A 14,389-nucleotide genomic window follows, 5' to 3' on the forward strand; every position below is an offset into this window, starting at 1 on the left:
ATTTTCAGATGGTCTATTGACAGGTATGGATATTTATATTTTTCGAGCAATTTTTGGGCAAGTGCAGTTTTGCCTGTATGCGATGCTCCTGTAATTAAAATAATCATTATCTCACCTACAAATTCTAATTTATCGGTTAGTTGTATTATAGCATAACTTGACCAACAAACAATGAAAAGCTGTTTTTTAATTGCTTTTTGTTTTAATATTTCTGATAAGAGGTTGTTTGCCTCGCCACGCAAAAGCATATTTGCCGTATTTTTCTTTAAATTCTTTGTTGGTCATATTTTCAAGCTCATTCAGATTTAAAATTATCCTATTATCCCCTGCTACTGCAATTTTTTTATTCATAGGACATACGTTTATACATATATCACAACCCCATATACTATTCCCTTTCAAGAAACATTCTTTTTCAAATTCGGAAAAATCACCCTTTTTCTGACTTATATGAGAAATACATCTTTCTTTATCAAAGCCATTATTTTTCAAAGCTTTTGTAGGGCAACTTTCAATACAAATACCGCAATCAATACAGCTTTGTATATTACCTTCTGTTTCAAAATCCAAATCCGTAACTACAGTACATATATGAACAAAAGAGCCGTATTCTTTTGTTATTATCAAATTATTTTTTCCTATTACTCCTAAAGCACAAAGCGCAGCCGTTTTCACTTCATTTATAGGCGAACTGTCACAAAAGCCAACAAATTTGTTTTGAGTAAATTTTGACCTTACTTCATCTAATGCATTTTTCATCAAACATTCTGCTTTTTTATGATAGTCTTCTGCTTGTGCATATGAAGACATTTCCCCTTTTAAACGCTCATAGGGAAATATACAGCAAATGACACCCTTTGCCTCAAAATCAATAGCTTTATTACACTTTAACAGCGGCAAAACATCTTCAAATGCACAAAATCCTACTAAATTAAATTGTTTTTCAAAAATCGTTTTTAATATTTTTTTCATAGTGAATTTTTCCTTATCTTATTGGGCATAATACAGCTATTCTATAATGGTTATCATTTAAAGGAGTCGATAGCTTGAAAGCAATAATTTTAGCAGGTGGAATGAGCACAAGATTGCGTCCTATTACCTGCACTATACCTAAGCCTATGGCAAAAATTTGCGGAATTCCCGTTATGGAGCGTATCATTGAGCTTTTAAAGGAAAACGGAATAACAGAATGTGCTGTAACACTTCTTTACTTATCCGAAAAAATAAAAGAACATTTCGGAGACGGAAGCAAATACGGAATATCTATAAAATATTTTGAGGAAAAAGCACCATTAGGAACAGCCGGAGGAGCAAAAAGCTGTGAAGGCTTCACTGATGATACTGTTCTAATTATAAGCGGAGATGCAGCTTGTGAGTTTGATTTAAAAAGTGTCATATCCTTTCACAAACGTCAAAAAGCTGATGCAACTATTGTTACTACTCAGGTAGAAGAGCCTTATGAATTTGGAGTAGTTTTAAGTGATGAAGTTGGCTCAGTTACAGGCTTTATTGAAAAACCAAGCGTTCAAAACGCATATTCAAACATTGTGAATGCAGGAATTTATATTATGGAGCCTCAATGCTTCGAGCTTATAGATAAAACACCCTTTGATTTTTCAAAGGATTTATTTCCTTTGATTATGAAAAGAAATTTAAAGCTTTGTGCATACAATGCAAAGGGCTATTGGTGCGATATAGGAACAACAGAAAAATATTTATCCTGCAATATAGATGCTGTTACAGGTAAATATCCTTGTAAGCTTGACGGAGCATCTGTAACACAAGGCGTAACTTCAAAATCAAAAATACCGGAAAATGTTGTTGTAATACCGCCATGTTATATAGGTGAAAACGTTCAAATCGGAAACAATGCTGTTATAGGACAACACAGTATTATTGAAGATAATGTTCAAATCGGCGATAATGCAAGCATTAAAAAAAGTATAATAGGAGAGCACAGCAGAATAGGCTCTTTTTGCGAAATTAGAGGCTCTGTTATTTGTTCTTCGAATATATTAAGTGAAGGTGTGCGTGCTTTTGAAGGAAGCATAATCGGAGATAAATGCACTATAGGAAAAAACGCATTTATTGATAAAGGTGTTAAAATATGGCCGCAAAAAGGTATTCCTTCAAATTGTAGCGTAACACAAGATATTATATGGGGAAACTGCAAAACCTCTGTTTTTGATGATGACGGTCTTTGCGGAAAATACGACAGTATAATAACGCCTTCCGTTGCGGCAAATGCAGGAGTTGCTGTTGCAAGCGCTCTTCAATTCGGCTGTATCGCAGTTGCAGGCAATTCAAAGGAAGACGAAATGCTTTCTGCTGCATTCAGTGCAGGAGTAATGTCTGCAGGTTTAAACGTCTTAAACCTCGATATTTGCCCCGAAAATTTATGGAAATTCTGCATAACCTATTATGGTTGCCGTGCGGGTGCATATTTTAAAAGAACAAATGGTAAAAATATAATTTTCCTTTGCTCTGAAAACGGAATTAAAATTAACAGTGAGCTTGAAAAAAAGATAGAGGTTTGCTTCGAAAATTCAAAAACCGTTTCTCAGAAAATAGGCAAAAAGGAAAACGCTCATTCCTATCATATGCTTTACTCAAATGCCTTAAAAAATTCTGCATTAACTGATTTGAATGGAATTACTGTACAAGTCCACTGCCCTGACACAAGGCTTTATCAAAGCATTACAACTGCACTCAGCGCTTTAGGCTGTGAAATTGCCGATGACGGAATTAGCTTCTTTATTTCCCCCGACGGTAATGAGCTTACCTGCATTGATGAGCGTGGAAGCTTTTATTCAAAAGAATATACAGAAAATTTAGCTATTCTTTGTGATGCTCTTAACGGAAATAAAAAGATAAATATTCCCATAACCGCCCCAAGCATTGTTAAATCAGTGTTAAAAAATACAGGTGCTGATATAATAACAGTAGAGCAAAGCAAAGATATAACAAATCTCAATTCATATTTAGCACATTGTGATGCAGGCTTTGCAATAGTTTGTATTTTAACAGCTAAAAAATTAACTAAAAAGCCGTTATATACCTTATCTAAAAACCTTCCTTCTTTCCACGTTCTTAAAACCACAGTGGAAAGCTCAATAACACCAGGGGCTGCATTAGATATATTCAGGCATCACGGCTATGACAATACTACAACCGATAGCGGTATAAGGATAAATGACCCAAAAGGCATAGTAACTGTTTCCCCTTCAAAAGAAGGTAAAAAATTCATTTTAAAGGTAGAGTCAAAGGATACAGAAACCGCTAAAGAGCTTTGCGCCGATATAAGCGATTTATTAAAGACTAAAGAACAATAAAAAGACAAAAAGCGGCAAGAACAAGAAATCAATTCTTGTAAGCCGCAAAAATGTCTTTATTTTAATTTTTTATCAACCTTTAAGCATATTGCTCTGTGCAAGAGAAACATAATCTCCGTCAGAAGCAAAAATAAAATGGTCAATCAATTTTATTCCCAATTCCAACAAAGTCGCATATAGCTTCTTAGTAGTAGCTACGTCATCTAAAGAAGGAAGCGCTGTTGAAATAGGATGATTATGTGCTATAATAACGCCCGAAGCATTATAATTAAGAGCTGTTTCAACAATCTTTCTTGTGTCTAAGGTTACTGTATTAACATTACCTTTTGCGACTATACTATGTCCTAAAATTGAGCTTTTTGCATCAAGGCATAATAAAGTTATTATTTCATAATCTCTTCCGATAAAAGTCGGAAGCATATATTGTGCTGCGTGGTCAATAGATGTAATAGTTTTTACATTTTTATTTTTCTCTTGATTATATATCTTAGCAACCTCAAGAACAAGCTTTAACTGAGCCGCAGCAACAGGTCCTATACCGTCAACCTTCTGCAATTCTTCTGCGCTTGCTTCAAACACACCGCAAAAACCAAATTTTCTTATAAGCTCGTGTGCAAGCTCATTAGTATCACGTCTGGGTACAGCTCCAAAAAGCAAAAGCTCTAAAATATTATGGAGTTCAAAATCATCTGCTCCGCTTTTCAAAAAACGATTTGCAAGCCTTTGTCTGTGGCCTGCATGAGGATTTTTGTTTTCCATCGTTACTTATGCCTTTCTTATTGCTATATTTTTCTGCTTCCGGGCTTTATTGCAGGAGTTCCTTCCTTACAAAGAGGACACTCATCTGCATCCCATGATTCAACTTCCATTGAAATAACAGCTTGGAAAGGTACTCCGAAATCCATTTTTCCTCCGGTTCTGTCAACAATAGAGCCAACACCTGCTACAACACCGCCGGCTTGTTTAACTATTTCTATTACTTCCTTAACAGAGCCTCCTGTTGTAACAACATCTTCAACAATGAGAACCTTTTCTCCCTCTTTTATCTGGAAGCCTCTTCTCAATGTCATTTTTCCGTCTTCTCTTTCAGCAAAATAATTTCTTACCTTAAGATGACGGGAAACCTCATATGCCATTTGAACAGCGCCCATAGCAGGACCTATAACAACATCAATACCGTAATCGCTGAATTTTTCTGCAAGGTCAGCACAAAGCTCTTCACTGTATTTAGTATTTTGGAATATTTTTGCACATTGAAGATATTTATTGCTGTGTCTTCCAGATGTCAACAAAAAATGACCTTCCAATAAAACTCCTGCTTCTTTTAAAACCTCTAAAATTCTCTCTTTGCTAAGCATTTTTTTCTCTCCTTAAGCTTTTTAATATATTTTCAAAATAATCGGGTAATTGCTCTGAAAATTCTAAGTATTCCCCTGTTATTGGATGAACAAAGCCCACAGTCTGTGCAAACAAGCATTGTCCTTCCAATCCAAATTCATTAGTTTTCCTGCCATAAACATCATCACCTAAAACAGGACAGCCTATAGACGACATATGTACTCTTATCTGATGAGTACGGCCTGTTTCAAGCACGCATTTTACATATGTATATTTATCAAATTTTTCAATAACAGAAAAATGAGTCACTGCCCTTTTTGAATTTACCATTGTTACAGTCATCTTTTTCCTGTCGGTACGGTGTCTGCCTATAGGAGCATTTATTGTACCGCTGTCGGTTTTCGGACATCCGTGAATAATAGCGGCATATTCTCTTTTAAAGCTATGCTCTTTTATTTGCTGTGATAATCCTATATGCGCCGCATCATTTTTAGCAACCATCAATAGACCGCTAGTATTTTTATCAATTCTATGTACTATTCCCGGTCTAATCACTCCGTTTATACCTGAAAGACTGTCTTTACAATGATACAAAAGAGCATTTACAAGCGTTCCTTCATAATTGCCTGCCGCAGGATGAACAACCATTCCACGTGCCTTATTTACAATAAGCAAGTCTTTATCCTCATAAACTATATCCAAAGGAATATTTTGAGGGACAGCTTCCAACTCTTTGGGAGGCTCAAAGAAAATTTCTATTTCATCATTTTCAGAAACTATAAGCTTTTTATCTGCAAGTTTGCCGTTAATAAGTATATTGCCTTCTTCTATAAGCTTTGTAATTTGTGAACGTGAAAACCCTTCGGTAACATCTGAAAGATATTTATCAAGCCTTACTTTCGGGCTGTTCGTCACCTTTATTTTCAGATTTTCCATTTCCAAAATCACCGTCCAAAAACAACAGCCAAATTACACCTAATATTGCCCCTATTACAACGCACATATCAGCAACATTGAAAATAGCCGGACATATAAAATAGATAAGTTTAAAGTTTATAAAATCAACGACATAACCTAAAAGAACTCTGTCTATAAGATTTCCGATGCCGCCGCCTATTATCAGTGCAACACAAATTGTACCAAACTTGCCTTTAATCATTCCTTTAATTAAAGCGAAAACCAAAAAAGCTATAAATACTACTGTTGCCACAATAAATATCCAGCGCTGATTGTCAAGCATTCCAAAGGCTGCACCCTTGTTTTCGGTGTAAGTAAAATTCAAAACATTATTTATCACCGTTATATCCTTATCAGGTGCAAGCAATTTTACAGCAATAAGCTTGGTTATTTGGTCTGCAACAACAGACAAAATAACCACAGCTACCGTTAACAACATCTGAAAATTAAAATACTTTTTTATATTCAAGTGTTCATCAACTCATTTTTATTTTTTGACAATTAGTCAACAACCTCAGCGCAACGTTTGCAAAGTGTAGGATGCTTTTCATTCTTTCCTACTGTATCTGAGAATATCCAGCAACGCTCACATTTTTCGCCGTTTGCCTTCAAAACAGATACGGAAAGATTTTCAAGCTCTCCTTTATATTCACCCTCTGCTCCGTTTATTACTTCGATTTCAGAAACTATAAACGCTGTTGCAAGCTCTTTCTCAACGCTCTTTATAAAGTCATAAAGCTCGTCTTTAGCATAAAGAACAACTTTAGCTTCAAGAGATTTTCCTATAACCTTTGCATTTCTTGCATTTTCAAGAGCCTTTGATACATCATCTCTTATTTCGTGAATTTTATCCCACATTGAAACAGCATCTGCATCAGCTTTAATTTCAAGCTTCTCAGGAATATCATTGTAAAGAACGCTATAATCATTGTCGGAACTTCTGTGAGGCATACAGTTCCAGATTTCCTCACTTGTAAATGCAAGCACAGGTGCAATTAAGCGCTCCATTGTATCGAGAATTATAAACATTGTTGTTTGTGCTGCTCTTCTTAAATATCCGTCTGTTTTTTCACAGTAAAGTCTGTCCTTAAGAACGTCGAGATAGAAGTTAGACATATCAACAACACAGAAATTATGAATAGAATGGAATACTTGATGGAATTCATAAGCTTCATATGCTTTTCTTGTTTTTTCAAGCAAAGCAGAAAGCTTACTCAATGCAAATTTATCAATTGAAAGCAATTTATCCTCTGATACCATATCAGTATCGGGATTGAAATCACTTAGATTGCCCAAGATATATCTTGCTGTATTTCTTATCTTTCTGTAAGCTTCTGAAAGCTGTTTTAAAATATCGGGAGAAATACGGATATCCGCATGATAATCACTTGAAGCAACCCAAAGTCTTAATATATCAGCTCCGTAACCGTCAAAAATCTCCTGAGGCAATATTCCGTTGCCCAAAGATTTAGACATCTTTTTGCCCTCTCCGTCAACAACCCAGCCGTGAGTAACAACTGACTTATAGGGAGCTTCTCCTCTCCAAGCAACAGAGGTCAAAAGAGAAGACTGGAACCAACCTCTATATTGGTCTGCTCCTTCAAGATACATATCTGCAGGCCATTTAAGATTTTCTCTCTCCTCACATACGGCTGCATGAGTAACACCTGAATCAAACCATACGTCCATAATATCGTTTTCTTTTTTGAATTCTCCGCAACCGCACTCGCATACTGTTCCCTCAGGAAGAATATCCTTTGCAGCAGTTGTGTACCAAGCATCAGAGCCTTTTTCTCTGAACAGCTTAGCTACAGACATAATGCTTTCTCTGGTCATCAGCTCTTTACCGCATTTTTCACAATAGAAAATCGGGATAGGAACGCCCCATCTTCTTTGACGGGAGATACACCAGTCCTGTCTGTCTCTAACCATTGAAGTAATTCTGTCCTCGCCCCATTCGGGAATCCACTCTACCTTTTTAATTGCTTCAATAGCCTTATCTTTAATACTTTCAACTGAGCAGAACCACTGTTCTGTAGCTCTGAAGATTATAGGATTTTTACATCTCCAGCAGTGCGGATACTGATGCACTATTTGTTCAAGCGCAAACAAAGCACCTGTCTCTTCCAAATGCTGTGCTATCTCTTTATTAGCAACGTTTATATCAAGACCGCTGAACTGTCCTGCAAGCTCATTCAGCTTGCCTTGGCTGTCAACAGGAACTATTATTTCAAGCTCTTTATAATTTCTGCATACATCATAGTCCTCTACACCATGTCCGGGAGCTGTATGCACGCAGCCTGTACCGCTTTCCAATGTTACGTGGTCTCCCACTATTACAAGAGATTGACGCTCAAGGAAGGGATGCTGAGTTTTCATATACTCAAGCTCGCTTCCTTTGATTGTTCCTATTACCTCATATTCACTTACACCTTTAGCCGCAAAAGCTTTTTCATAAAGCTCTGTTGCCATTACAAAATATTCGCCCTGTGATTTAATAACGGAATATTCAAAATCAGGGCCAACACAAATTGCAACGTTTCCGGGTAAGGTCCAGGTAGTTGTTGTCCAGATAACAAAATATGTCTTATCAAGCTCAGCGCCTAATTTGCTTAAAAGACCCTTATCGTCTGTAACTCTGAATTTTACATATATGGAATGACATTTATCGTCAGCATATTCGATTTCAGCATCAGCAAGCGCTGTCTGACAGTCAGGACACCAATAAACAGGCTTTTTACCCTTATATATATATCCCTTTGTAGCCATTTCGCAGAATATCTCTATTTGCTTTGCTTCAAATTCGGGAAGCAAAGTGATATACGGATTATCCCATTCACCTATAACTCCCAAACGCTTAAACTGCTTTCTCTGGTCATCTAAATAATCCAAAGTAAATTCACGGCATAGCTTTCTTAACTCAACCGGCTCAATGGCGCTTGAGTTTTCTACACCTGCTTTTTTTCTTGCTTTAAGCTCAGTGGGAAGTCCGTGAGTATCCCAACCGGGAACAAAAGGCGCTTTATACCCTGTCATATTCTTATAGCGCACAATAATATCCTTAAGAGCTTTATTAAGTGCTGTTCCCAAATGGATATCTCCGTTTGCATAGGGAGGGCCGTCATGTAAAACAAACAAGGGTTTACCCTCATTCTTTTCCATTAAACCTTCGTATATTTTCTTTTCCTCAAATTCTTTGAGCATTTCGGGTTCTCTTGTAGGTAATGCTGCTCTCATTGAAAAATCGGTTTTCGGTAAATTTAATGTTTGGTTATAATCCTGCGACATAGCTTTTACTTCCTTTTCTATCGTATATATTAGTCTTTTATATTAAAATCAATTTTAACCTGTTCTGTTTCAATTGTATCTTGTAAATCCAATGCTCTACGAACTTTTTCTTTATCTATATATGCTTCGGTAGTTTTTTCTTCAACAGCTTCTTCCTGCTCTGCTTCTTCATTTTCATTACTGTTGTCTTCTACCTCTTCAGTCTCTTCAGCCACTTGCTCATTTTCTATCGGCTCAAGAATAACTCCTTTACTTTCTTCGGGCTTCTCATCAAAAATTTTCTCTTCCTCTTTGGGCTCTTCATAAGTAGGTAAGGAAAGAATTGTCTTTAAATGCTCTTTGTATAGCTCCTGAAGCTTAAGTTTAAAATCGCTTACTTCTTTTTTTATCTGATCAAGAGCTTTTTTCTCTTTTTCTATCTCTTTTTCGTTTTGTGCTTTAAAGTCAGCAAGTCTTTTCTCTTCCTCTTCTCTTTGCTTTGCTGCCTTTTCTTCCACATCGTCAATAAGGTCCTTAGAAACCTTTTCCGCTGCTTCGATTATCTCCTTTGACTTAGCTTCTGCTTCAACAGTTGCTTCATCACGAATTCTTTGAGAATATAAAACAGCATTTTTGATATTTGTTTCCTGAGTGCGATATTCTTCGACTTTTTGCGCCAAAATAGTTAATTTTTTCTTCAAATCTTCGTTTTCATTATAAAGCTTCTCATAGTCTTTTGAAAGGCTAAGTAAAAAATTATCTACTTGCTCCTGATTATAGCCTCCCATAAACGAACCTTTAAATGTTACGTTATCAATATCTGCCGGCTTATACATTTTTATCCCTCTATCTCTTAAATATATTTTCTATAATTTATTTTCAACCTTTCCTTTTTGGTAGGCTGATATTCATCAATAATAAACTTTCCTTTTTTTCTTATGGTTATAACAGCACCGCATTTAACCGGAGTATCTGTTTTTAAAACTTCTTTTCCATCCATCAATACAAGACCTTTTAATACAGCTTCCTGCGCCTTAGTGCGTGAGGTTTCAAGCAAACAGCCTGTTACACAGTCAATTCTCATAGCGCTTGCAAAGCCTGTTTTTTCTTCAAAGGCTTTTTCAAGCTTAGGCAAAGCCTCAAATCCGACTATTTCTAAATTTACTCCAACTCCGCCCACTTTAAAAACATTTTGAATTATGAAATCGGAAACTTCGTTTATGACAGCAATAAAGCAAGCTTTAGGGGTAATTATTATATCCCCTATAGCTTCTCTTTTTATCCCCAATGACATAAGTGTTCCTAAAAAATCACGGTGAGAAAGTCTAGAAAGCTGAGAAGATGAAATGCTGATAATTTTTATAGGCAGCTTTTCACAGTCACAGTAAGTGCTTCCTATAATCGCCATTACCCTATCGCAATCCTGTGCAATACTGTAAAAATTATATTCTTTGAAAAGCGCCTTATTAAAAATATCTTCACAAAGCTTTCTTTGTCTTAAATCTAAAAAAGACGTATATTTCAAGCAATGCTTTCTTTCGCTATCCTTAATCAAGTCAAGTATATGCGCAGCAAAAATTTTATCTTCACTGTCTGCCACAGTCCGTAAAATTTCTTCTCTTCTCATAAAAATTGCCTTTCATTTTACAAACTCAAGCATTAAAACAGACTAAACAGAGGAACTCCCAATATACGTCTTATTGCATCAAGCAAAAGAAACAAAACAATTACGGAAAAATCAATTGGGAAATTTCTTAAAAATTCCGATTTGTTAAGCAACGTACGTATAGGTCTGATTAACGGGTCAAGCAAGGTTTGAACAAACAAATATACTTTTAACGGTCTGCCTGCGAAAATACAGACATATGATAAAATTATATATGCCCACAATAGCACGTCTAAAAAAGAAAAAAACCAGCTTAATGCTACTATAACAAAGTCCATTTCATAATACTCCCGAATGCTGTTTTCCTATTAAAAATTATAAAAACATACTTCCGCTTTCAAGCTCTTCCAATTGTTCTCCGCTGATATCTGAATTACTGGGAACAATTATATATGTTGCAACGGAAACCTTCTTAACCTGTCCTCTGAGTGCAAAAGAAACGCCCGCCAAAAAGTCAATAATTCTGCGAGAGCTTTCCTTTGTTGTGCTTTCAAGATTTAAAACAACTACTTTTTTATCAAGAAGATGGTTTCCGATAGAAAGGCTTTCATCAAACTTTTCAGGCTTACAAATAACAAAAGAAAGCTTTGAGCCTGAAGATTTTCCTTCGGAATCACGTTTCTTAGGAGAAACTTCGGTTTCTTTTTCTTGCTCTACTATGTTCTCTTCGTCCTCCTCGATAAGACCAAATTTGTCCTTAAAAGTATCAAATACGCCCATTTTTAAATCTCCTTTTTTATGTATTATTTATTTTAATTTTTATATTCTCTTTTTCCAAACATAAGGCTTCCGACTCTCACCATATTTGAACCGCATAAAATTGCTTCTTCAAAATCGTTTGACATTCCCATAGATAAAAAGTCCATACTTATATTATCTATGTTTTTTGCCTTTATGTCAATAAATTTCTTATGCATTTTCTTAAAATATTCCACTGTTTTTTCTTTATTTTCACAAACCGGCGGAATTGCCATTAAGCCGCGCACTTTCAAATTTGAAAATTCGGCTGATTTTTTTAAAAATTCTTCTACCTCTTCAAATCCAATTCCTGATTTGTTAATCTCATTTCCGATATTTACTTCAACGAGAATATCCATTGTTTTATTTATTTTAATACATTGTTTATTTATTTCTTCGCAAAGCTTAAAGCTGTCTACAGATTGAATCATACTAACCTTGTCAACAATCTGCTTTACCTTATTTGTTTGAAGATGCCCGATAAAATGACAGGTAAATTTATCTTTTAAAATTTCGTATTTTTCATTAAGCTCCTGCGCTTTATTTTCACCGATTATATCAATTCCTGCTTCTTTCACCTTTAATATACGATGGGCATCAACGGTTTTTGTAACGGCAATAATTGTAATATCCTCGGGATTCTTTCCTACACTTTTTGCAGCTTGAGCAACTTTTTCTTTTATAATCAAAGCATTTTGAATTTCCATATTCATTACCATTTTATCCTATGAAATAATTTTTCCGTCAAAAAGCTCTTTTCCTTCAACAACTATATATTCATTTGGCTGTAAAGCACGTTTTGTTCCTTCCTGAGAAGAAGCTATTATCATATAGTCGTCTTTTGAGAAAAGCACCTTGACCTCTTTGAACTGAATTTGAGAGCCCGCCTGAACATATACTCCCGTAACATCTTCAACCATTCTTACAGCATCTCTGTTAACTCTGTATCCGCTATAAGTATTTGTTATAACGTCAACCTTTTCAAAACGAAGATTGACAAAAGAAGAATCATAGTATTCACACTTAAAAATAATATATATGTTCTCACTGTCAACTTGCTCTGTATGGACAACAACAGCAGGAATGATATCGCTGCTTGCTGATTTTATTCTGAGATTTAAAGTATCATCTACATTATAGCTTTTAAATTCAGACGTCGGAAGCGTCGTAGCATAATACCAATAAAATTCAGTTGCAATTTTTCCGATATAATTTTCAGGCTTATCGGAGCCTTTTTCCAACGCTGATACTGTTAAAAAGGCTTCGTATCCGTTTTCTAACATTTGAGCAGGATTTATAAGATTTTCATAACCGTCAAAATGTGAAGAGAAAAAACCTGATTTTTCAGCCTTAACTGTTCCCGATTTAATATCGGAAGCGCTTTGCAATCCCTTTAGCTGATTTTTTAAATCATTGATATAAGTGTCTATATCTTCAATTTCACCTAAAACAAGCTGCTTTTTTATAAGCAACAGCTGTAATTCGTTTACCTTATTCTGATACTCAGCCATATCTCCCGAAAGCTTCATTTCGTTAATTGAATTAACTGCATTATCAATAGAAATTTCAAGACCTGTTGCATCTGAAAGATAAAGGTCAGTATCGTTTTTACCGCTTTCAAAAAGGGCGATTTTATTTTCAATATCACGAATCTGAGCTCTTTGCTCAGCTGTACCTGTTTTTGAATAAACGGTTGCGATTGTTGAGCTTTTCTTAACTCTCTCCCCGTCACTCAAGCTATATTGAGGAGTACCGCTTACCGACGAACGTATAATTTCTTCAGTTCTGAAGGCTATTCCTTGGGTTTCATAGCTGTCATACGCTGTAAAGCTCTTAAGCTTTTCAGTCTTTATAGGGCTGGAAAACAAAATAAAGCTTTGATATATAAAATAGAAAGCAACAATTAAAATTGCAAGACCTATATAAAGTTTTGCTGTTTTTTTATTCATTTTCTTTCACTTCCGAATTGAAACCTTCGTTTGCTTATATTTTATCATATATTGATGAAACTTTCCACCATATTTTTACAATGCGAAAAAATTTGGTCAAAATCCTTAAATTCATCAATATTAATCCAATTTATGCGTGTATCCTTCTTAAACCAGGTAAGCTGACGCTTGGCATATCTTCTGCTTTCCTGTTTTATTTTGTCGACCGCTTCTTCAAGTCCGATACCGTTTTCAAGATAATCTCTAAGCTCTTTATAGCCTATTGCCTGTATTGCAGTAGATTTTTCCGGTAAATCCATTTCAAAAAGTTCTTTTACTTCCTGCAAAAGTCCATTTTCAAGCATTATATCAACACGTAAATTTATACGTTCATAAAGCTTTTGTCTGTCTGCATAATTAAGACCTATAATAAGAGGTTCGTAAGGGCTTTCTTCAAGCCTTGATTTTTCATTATGCTCGCTCTGAGAAACTCCTGTTACTTTATAAATTTCTAACCCTCTGATAATTCTTTTAACATCGTTCTCGTGAAGTCTTGATGCTACTACAGGGTCAACCTCTCTCAGTTCTTCAAGTAATACTGCTCCGCCTTCATTTTTTGCTCTTTCTTCAAGAAATGCTCTGTACTCATAATCTGCTTTATAGCTTCCTAAATTCACATTATCAATAAAAGAGTTGATATAAAGACCTGTACCGCCCACAAGAAAAGGTAATTTTCCTGATACTGATATTTCTTTCACGGCTTTTTGAGCGTGTTCCTTAAACTTAGCAACGTCAAAGCAATCCCACGGCTCAACAATATCAATAAGATGATGCTTTATCCCCTGCATCTCTTCTTTCGAGGGTTTAGCAGTCCCGATAGTCATATGCTTATATATCTGCATTGAGTCACCGGAAACAACCTCGCCGTTAAAATATTTGCAAAGCTCTATAGAAAGCTTTGTTTTCCCCGTAGCTGTCGGACCGACAATTACAATAATTTTTTGTTTCACTTTATACTCCGTTATAATGATTGTTGTTTGTCGAAACGCTTAAAAGCGTTTCAATAAGCCGATTTCTCGGCTTTGTGCAATTGAATTTTCATACTATTCAATTGCACACGACACTCATTGCAATGGTTATTGGCAAATTTTCTTTGAAAATTT

At 35.5% G+C, this 14,389-nt stretch carries 15 protein-coding genes; 1 reads left to right on the plus strand and 14 read right to left on the minus strand.

From position 1 onward, the window contains the following. Both E7480_04970 and E7480_04975 read right to left on the minus strand, forming a co-directional pair. On the minus strand, nt 1-107 hold a 107-nt coding region (locus E7480_04970), incomplete at its 3' end, for an adenylate kinase (GenBank protein ID MBE6903941.1). A gap of 79 nt (nt 108-186) precedes the next feature. Continuing rightward, on the minus strand, nt 187-972 hold the full coding sequence (locus E7480_04975; GenBank protein ID MBE6903942.1) for an epoxyqueuosine reductase: 786 nt from the start codon (nt 970-972) through the stop codon (nt 187-189). 74 nt (nt 973-1,046) lie between these two features. On the opposite strand from E7480_04975, the gene E7480_04980 reads away from it, so the two are divergent. Beyond that, nucleotides 1,047-3,332 carry a hypothetical protein gene (locus E7480_04980; GenBank protein MBE6903943.1) on the plus strand — a complete coding sequence of 762 codons (2,286 nt, stop codon included), beginning with the start codon at nt 1,047-1,049 and terminating at the stop codon, nt 3,330-3,332. Between the two features lie 72 nt (nt 3,333-3,404). On the opposite strand, the gene radC is transcribed toward E7480_04980, so the two are convergent. From radC to miaA, 12 genes are all read right to left on the minus strand, one after another. Further along, nucleotides 3,405-4,091, minus strand: coding sequence for a DNA repair protein RadC (gene radC, locus E7480_04985; protein MBE6903944.1), 687 nt, complete (start codon nt 4,089-4,091; stop codon nt 3,405-3,407). Between the two features lie 23 nt (nt 4,092-4,114). After that, entirely contained in the window at nt 4,115-4,690 is a 576-nt protein-coding gene (locus E7480_04990) for an orotate phosphoribosyltransferase (GenBank protein ID MBE6903945.1), read from the minus strand. Then, nucleotides 4,683-5,606 carry an RluA family pseudouridine synthase gene (locus E7480_04995; protein ID MBE6903946.1) on the minus strand — a complete coding sequence of 308 codons (924 nt, stop codon included), beginning with the start codon at nt 5,604-5,606 and terminating at the stop codon, nt 4,683-4,685. The genes E7480_04990 and E7480_04995 overlap by 8 nt, the downstream gene beginning before the upstream one ends. Beyond that, on the minus strand, nt 5,557-6,066 hold the full coding sequence (gene lspA, locus E7480_05000; protein MBE6903947.1) for a signal peptidase II: 510 nt from the start codon (nt 6,064-6,066) through the stop codon (nt 5,557-5,559). Before lspA ends, E7480_04995 begins: the two co-directional genes overlap by 50 nt. A 62-nt stretch (nt 6,067-6,128) precedes the next feature. Then, the gene (gene ileS / locus E7480_05005) at nt 6,129-8,915 is read right to left on the minus strand and encodes an isoleucine--tRNA ligase (protein ID MBE6903948.1); all 2,787 of its coding nucleotides are present in this window, start codon (nt 8,913-8,915) and stop codon (nt 6,129-6,131) included. Between the two features lie 29 nt (nt 8,916-8,944). After that, nucleotides 8,945-9,730: a DivIVA domain-containing protein gene (locus E7480_05010; GenBank protein MBE6903949.1), complete on the minus strand. Its 786-nt coding sequence runs from the start codon at nt 9,728-9,730 to the stop codon at nt 8,945-8,947. A 17-nt stretch (nt 9,731-9,747) separates the two neighbouring features. Next, entirely contained in the window at nt 9,748-10,521 is a 774-nt protein-coding gene (locus tag E7480_05015; GenBank protein ID MBE6903950.1) for a hypothetical protein, read from the minus strand. Nucleotides 10,522-10,553: 32 nt separating this feature from the next. Further along, nucleotides 10,554-10,838, minus strand: coding sequence for a hypothetical protein (locus tag E7480_05020; protein MBE6903951.1), 285 nt, complete (start codon nt 10,836-10,838; stop codon nt 10,554-10,556). 37 nt (nt 10,839-10,875) lie between these two features. Next, nucleotides 10,876-11,280: a cell division protein SepF gene (locus tag E7480_05025; protein MBE6903952.1), complete on the minus strand. Its 405-nt coding sequence runs from the start codon at nt 11,278-11,280 to the stop codon at nt 10,876-10,878. A gap of 32 nt (nt 11,281-11,312) precedes the next feature. Continuing rightward, nucleotides 11,313-12,017 (minus strand): YggS family pyridoxal phosphate-dependent enzyme, encoded by a 705-nt coding sequence (locus tag E7480_05030; protein MBE6903953.1) that lies wholly within the window; start codon nt 12,015-12,017, stop codon nt 11,313-11,315. A 6-nt stretch (nt 12,018-12,023) separates the two neighbouring features. Further along, nucleotides 12,024-13,247: a hypothetical protein gene (locus E7480_05035; GenBank protein MBE6903954.1), complete on the minus strand. Its 1,224-nt coding sequence runs from the start codon at nt 13,245-13,247 to the stop codon at nt 12,024-12,026. 44 nt (nt 13,248-13,291) lie between these two features. Further along, on the minus strand, nt 13,292-14,236 hold the full coding sequence (gene miaA, locus E7480_05040) for a tRNA (adenosine(37)-N6)-dimethylallyltransferase MiaA (protein ID MBE6903955.1): 945 nt from the start codon (nt 14,234-14,236) through the stop codon (nt 13,292-13,294). Between the last annotated feature and the right edge of the window lie 153 nt (nt 14,237-14,389).

This window comes from Oscillospiraceae bacterium, assembly GCA_015067255.1.
In the GTDB taxonomy this organism is placed as follows: Bacteria; Bacillota; Clostridia; order Oscillospirales; family SIG519; genus SIG519.

What these genes read in the sequence shown, in the direction of transcription:
- E7480_04975 (MBE6903942.1), bottom strand. Translation starts at nt 972, where the DNA reads ATGAAAAAAATATTAAAAACGATTTTTGAAAAACAATTTAATTTAGTA.
- radC (MBE6903944.1), bottom strand. Translation starts at nt 4,091, where the DNA reads ATGGAAAACAAAAATCCTCATGCAGGCCACAGACAAAGGCTTGCAAAT.
- E7480_04990 (MBE6903945.1), bottom strand. Translation starts at nt 4,690, where the DNA reads ATGCTTAGCAAAGAGAGAATTTTAGAGGTTTTAAAAGAAGCAGGAGTT.
- E7480_04995 (MBE6903946.1), bottom strand. Translation starts at nt 5,606, where the DNA reads ATGGAAAATCTGAAAATAAAGGTGACGAACAGCCCGAAAGTAAGGCTT.
- lspA (MBE6903947.1), bottom strand. Translation starts at nt 6,066, where the DNA reads ATGTTGTTAACGGTAGCTGTGGTTATTTTGTCTGTTGTTGCAGACCAA.
- ileS (MBE6903948.1), bottom strand. Translation starts at nt 8,915, where the DNA reads ATGTCGCAGGATTATAACCAAACATTAAATTTACCGAAAACCGATTTT.
- E7480_05010 (MBE6903949.1), bottom strand. Translation starts at nt 9,730, where the DNA reads ATGTATAAGCCGGCAGATATTGATAACGTAACATTTAAAGGTTCGTTT.
- E7480_05015 (MBE6903950.1), bottom strand. Translation starts at nt 10,521, where the DNA reads ATGAGAAGAGAAGAAATTTTACGGACTGTGGCAGACAGTGAAGATAAA.
- E7480_05020 (MBE6903951.1), bottom strand. Translation starts at nt 10,838, where the DNA reads ATGGACTTTGTTATAGTAGCATTAAGCTGGTTTTTTTCTTTTTTAGAC.
- E7480_05025 (MBE6903952.1), bottom strand. Translation starts at nt 11,280, where the DNA reads ATGGGCGTATTTGATACTTTTAAGGACAAATTTGGTCTTATCGAGGAG.
- E7480_05030 (MBE6903953.1), bottom strand. Translation starts at nt 12,017, where the DNA reads ATGGTAATGAATATGGAAATTCAAAATGCTTTGATTATAAAAGAAAAA.
- E7480_05035 (MBE6903954.1), bottom strand. Translation starts at nt 13,247, where the DNA reads ATGAATAAAAAAACAGCAAAACTTTATATAGGTCTTGCAATTTTAATT.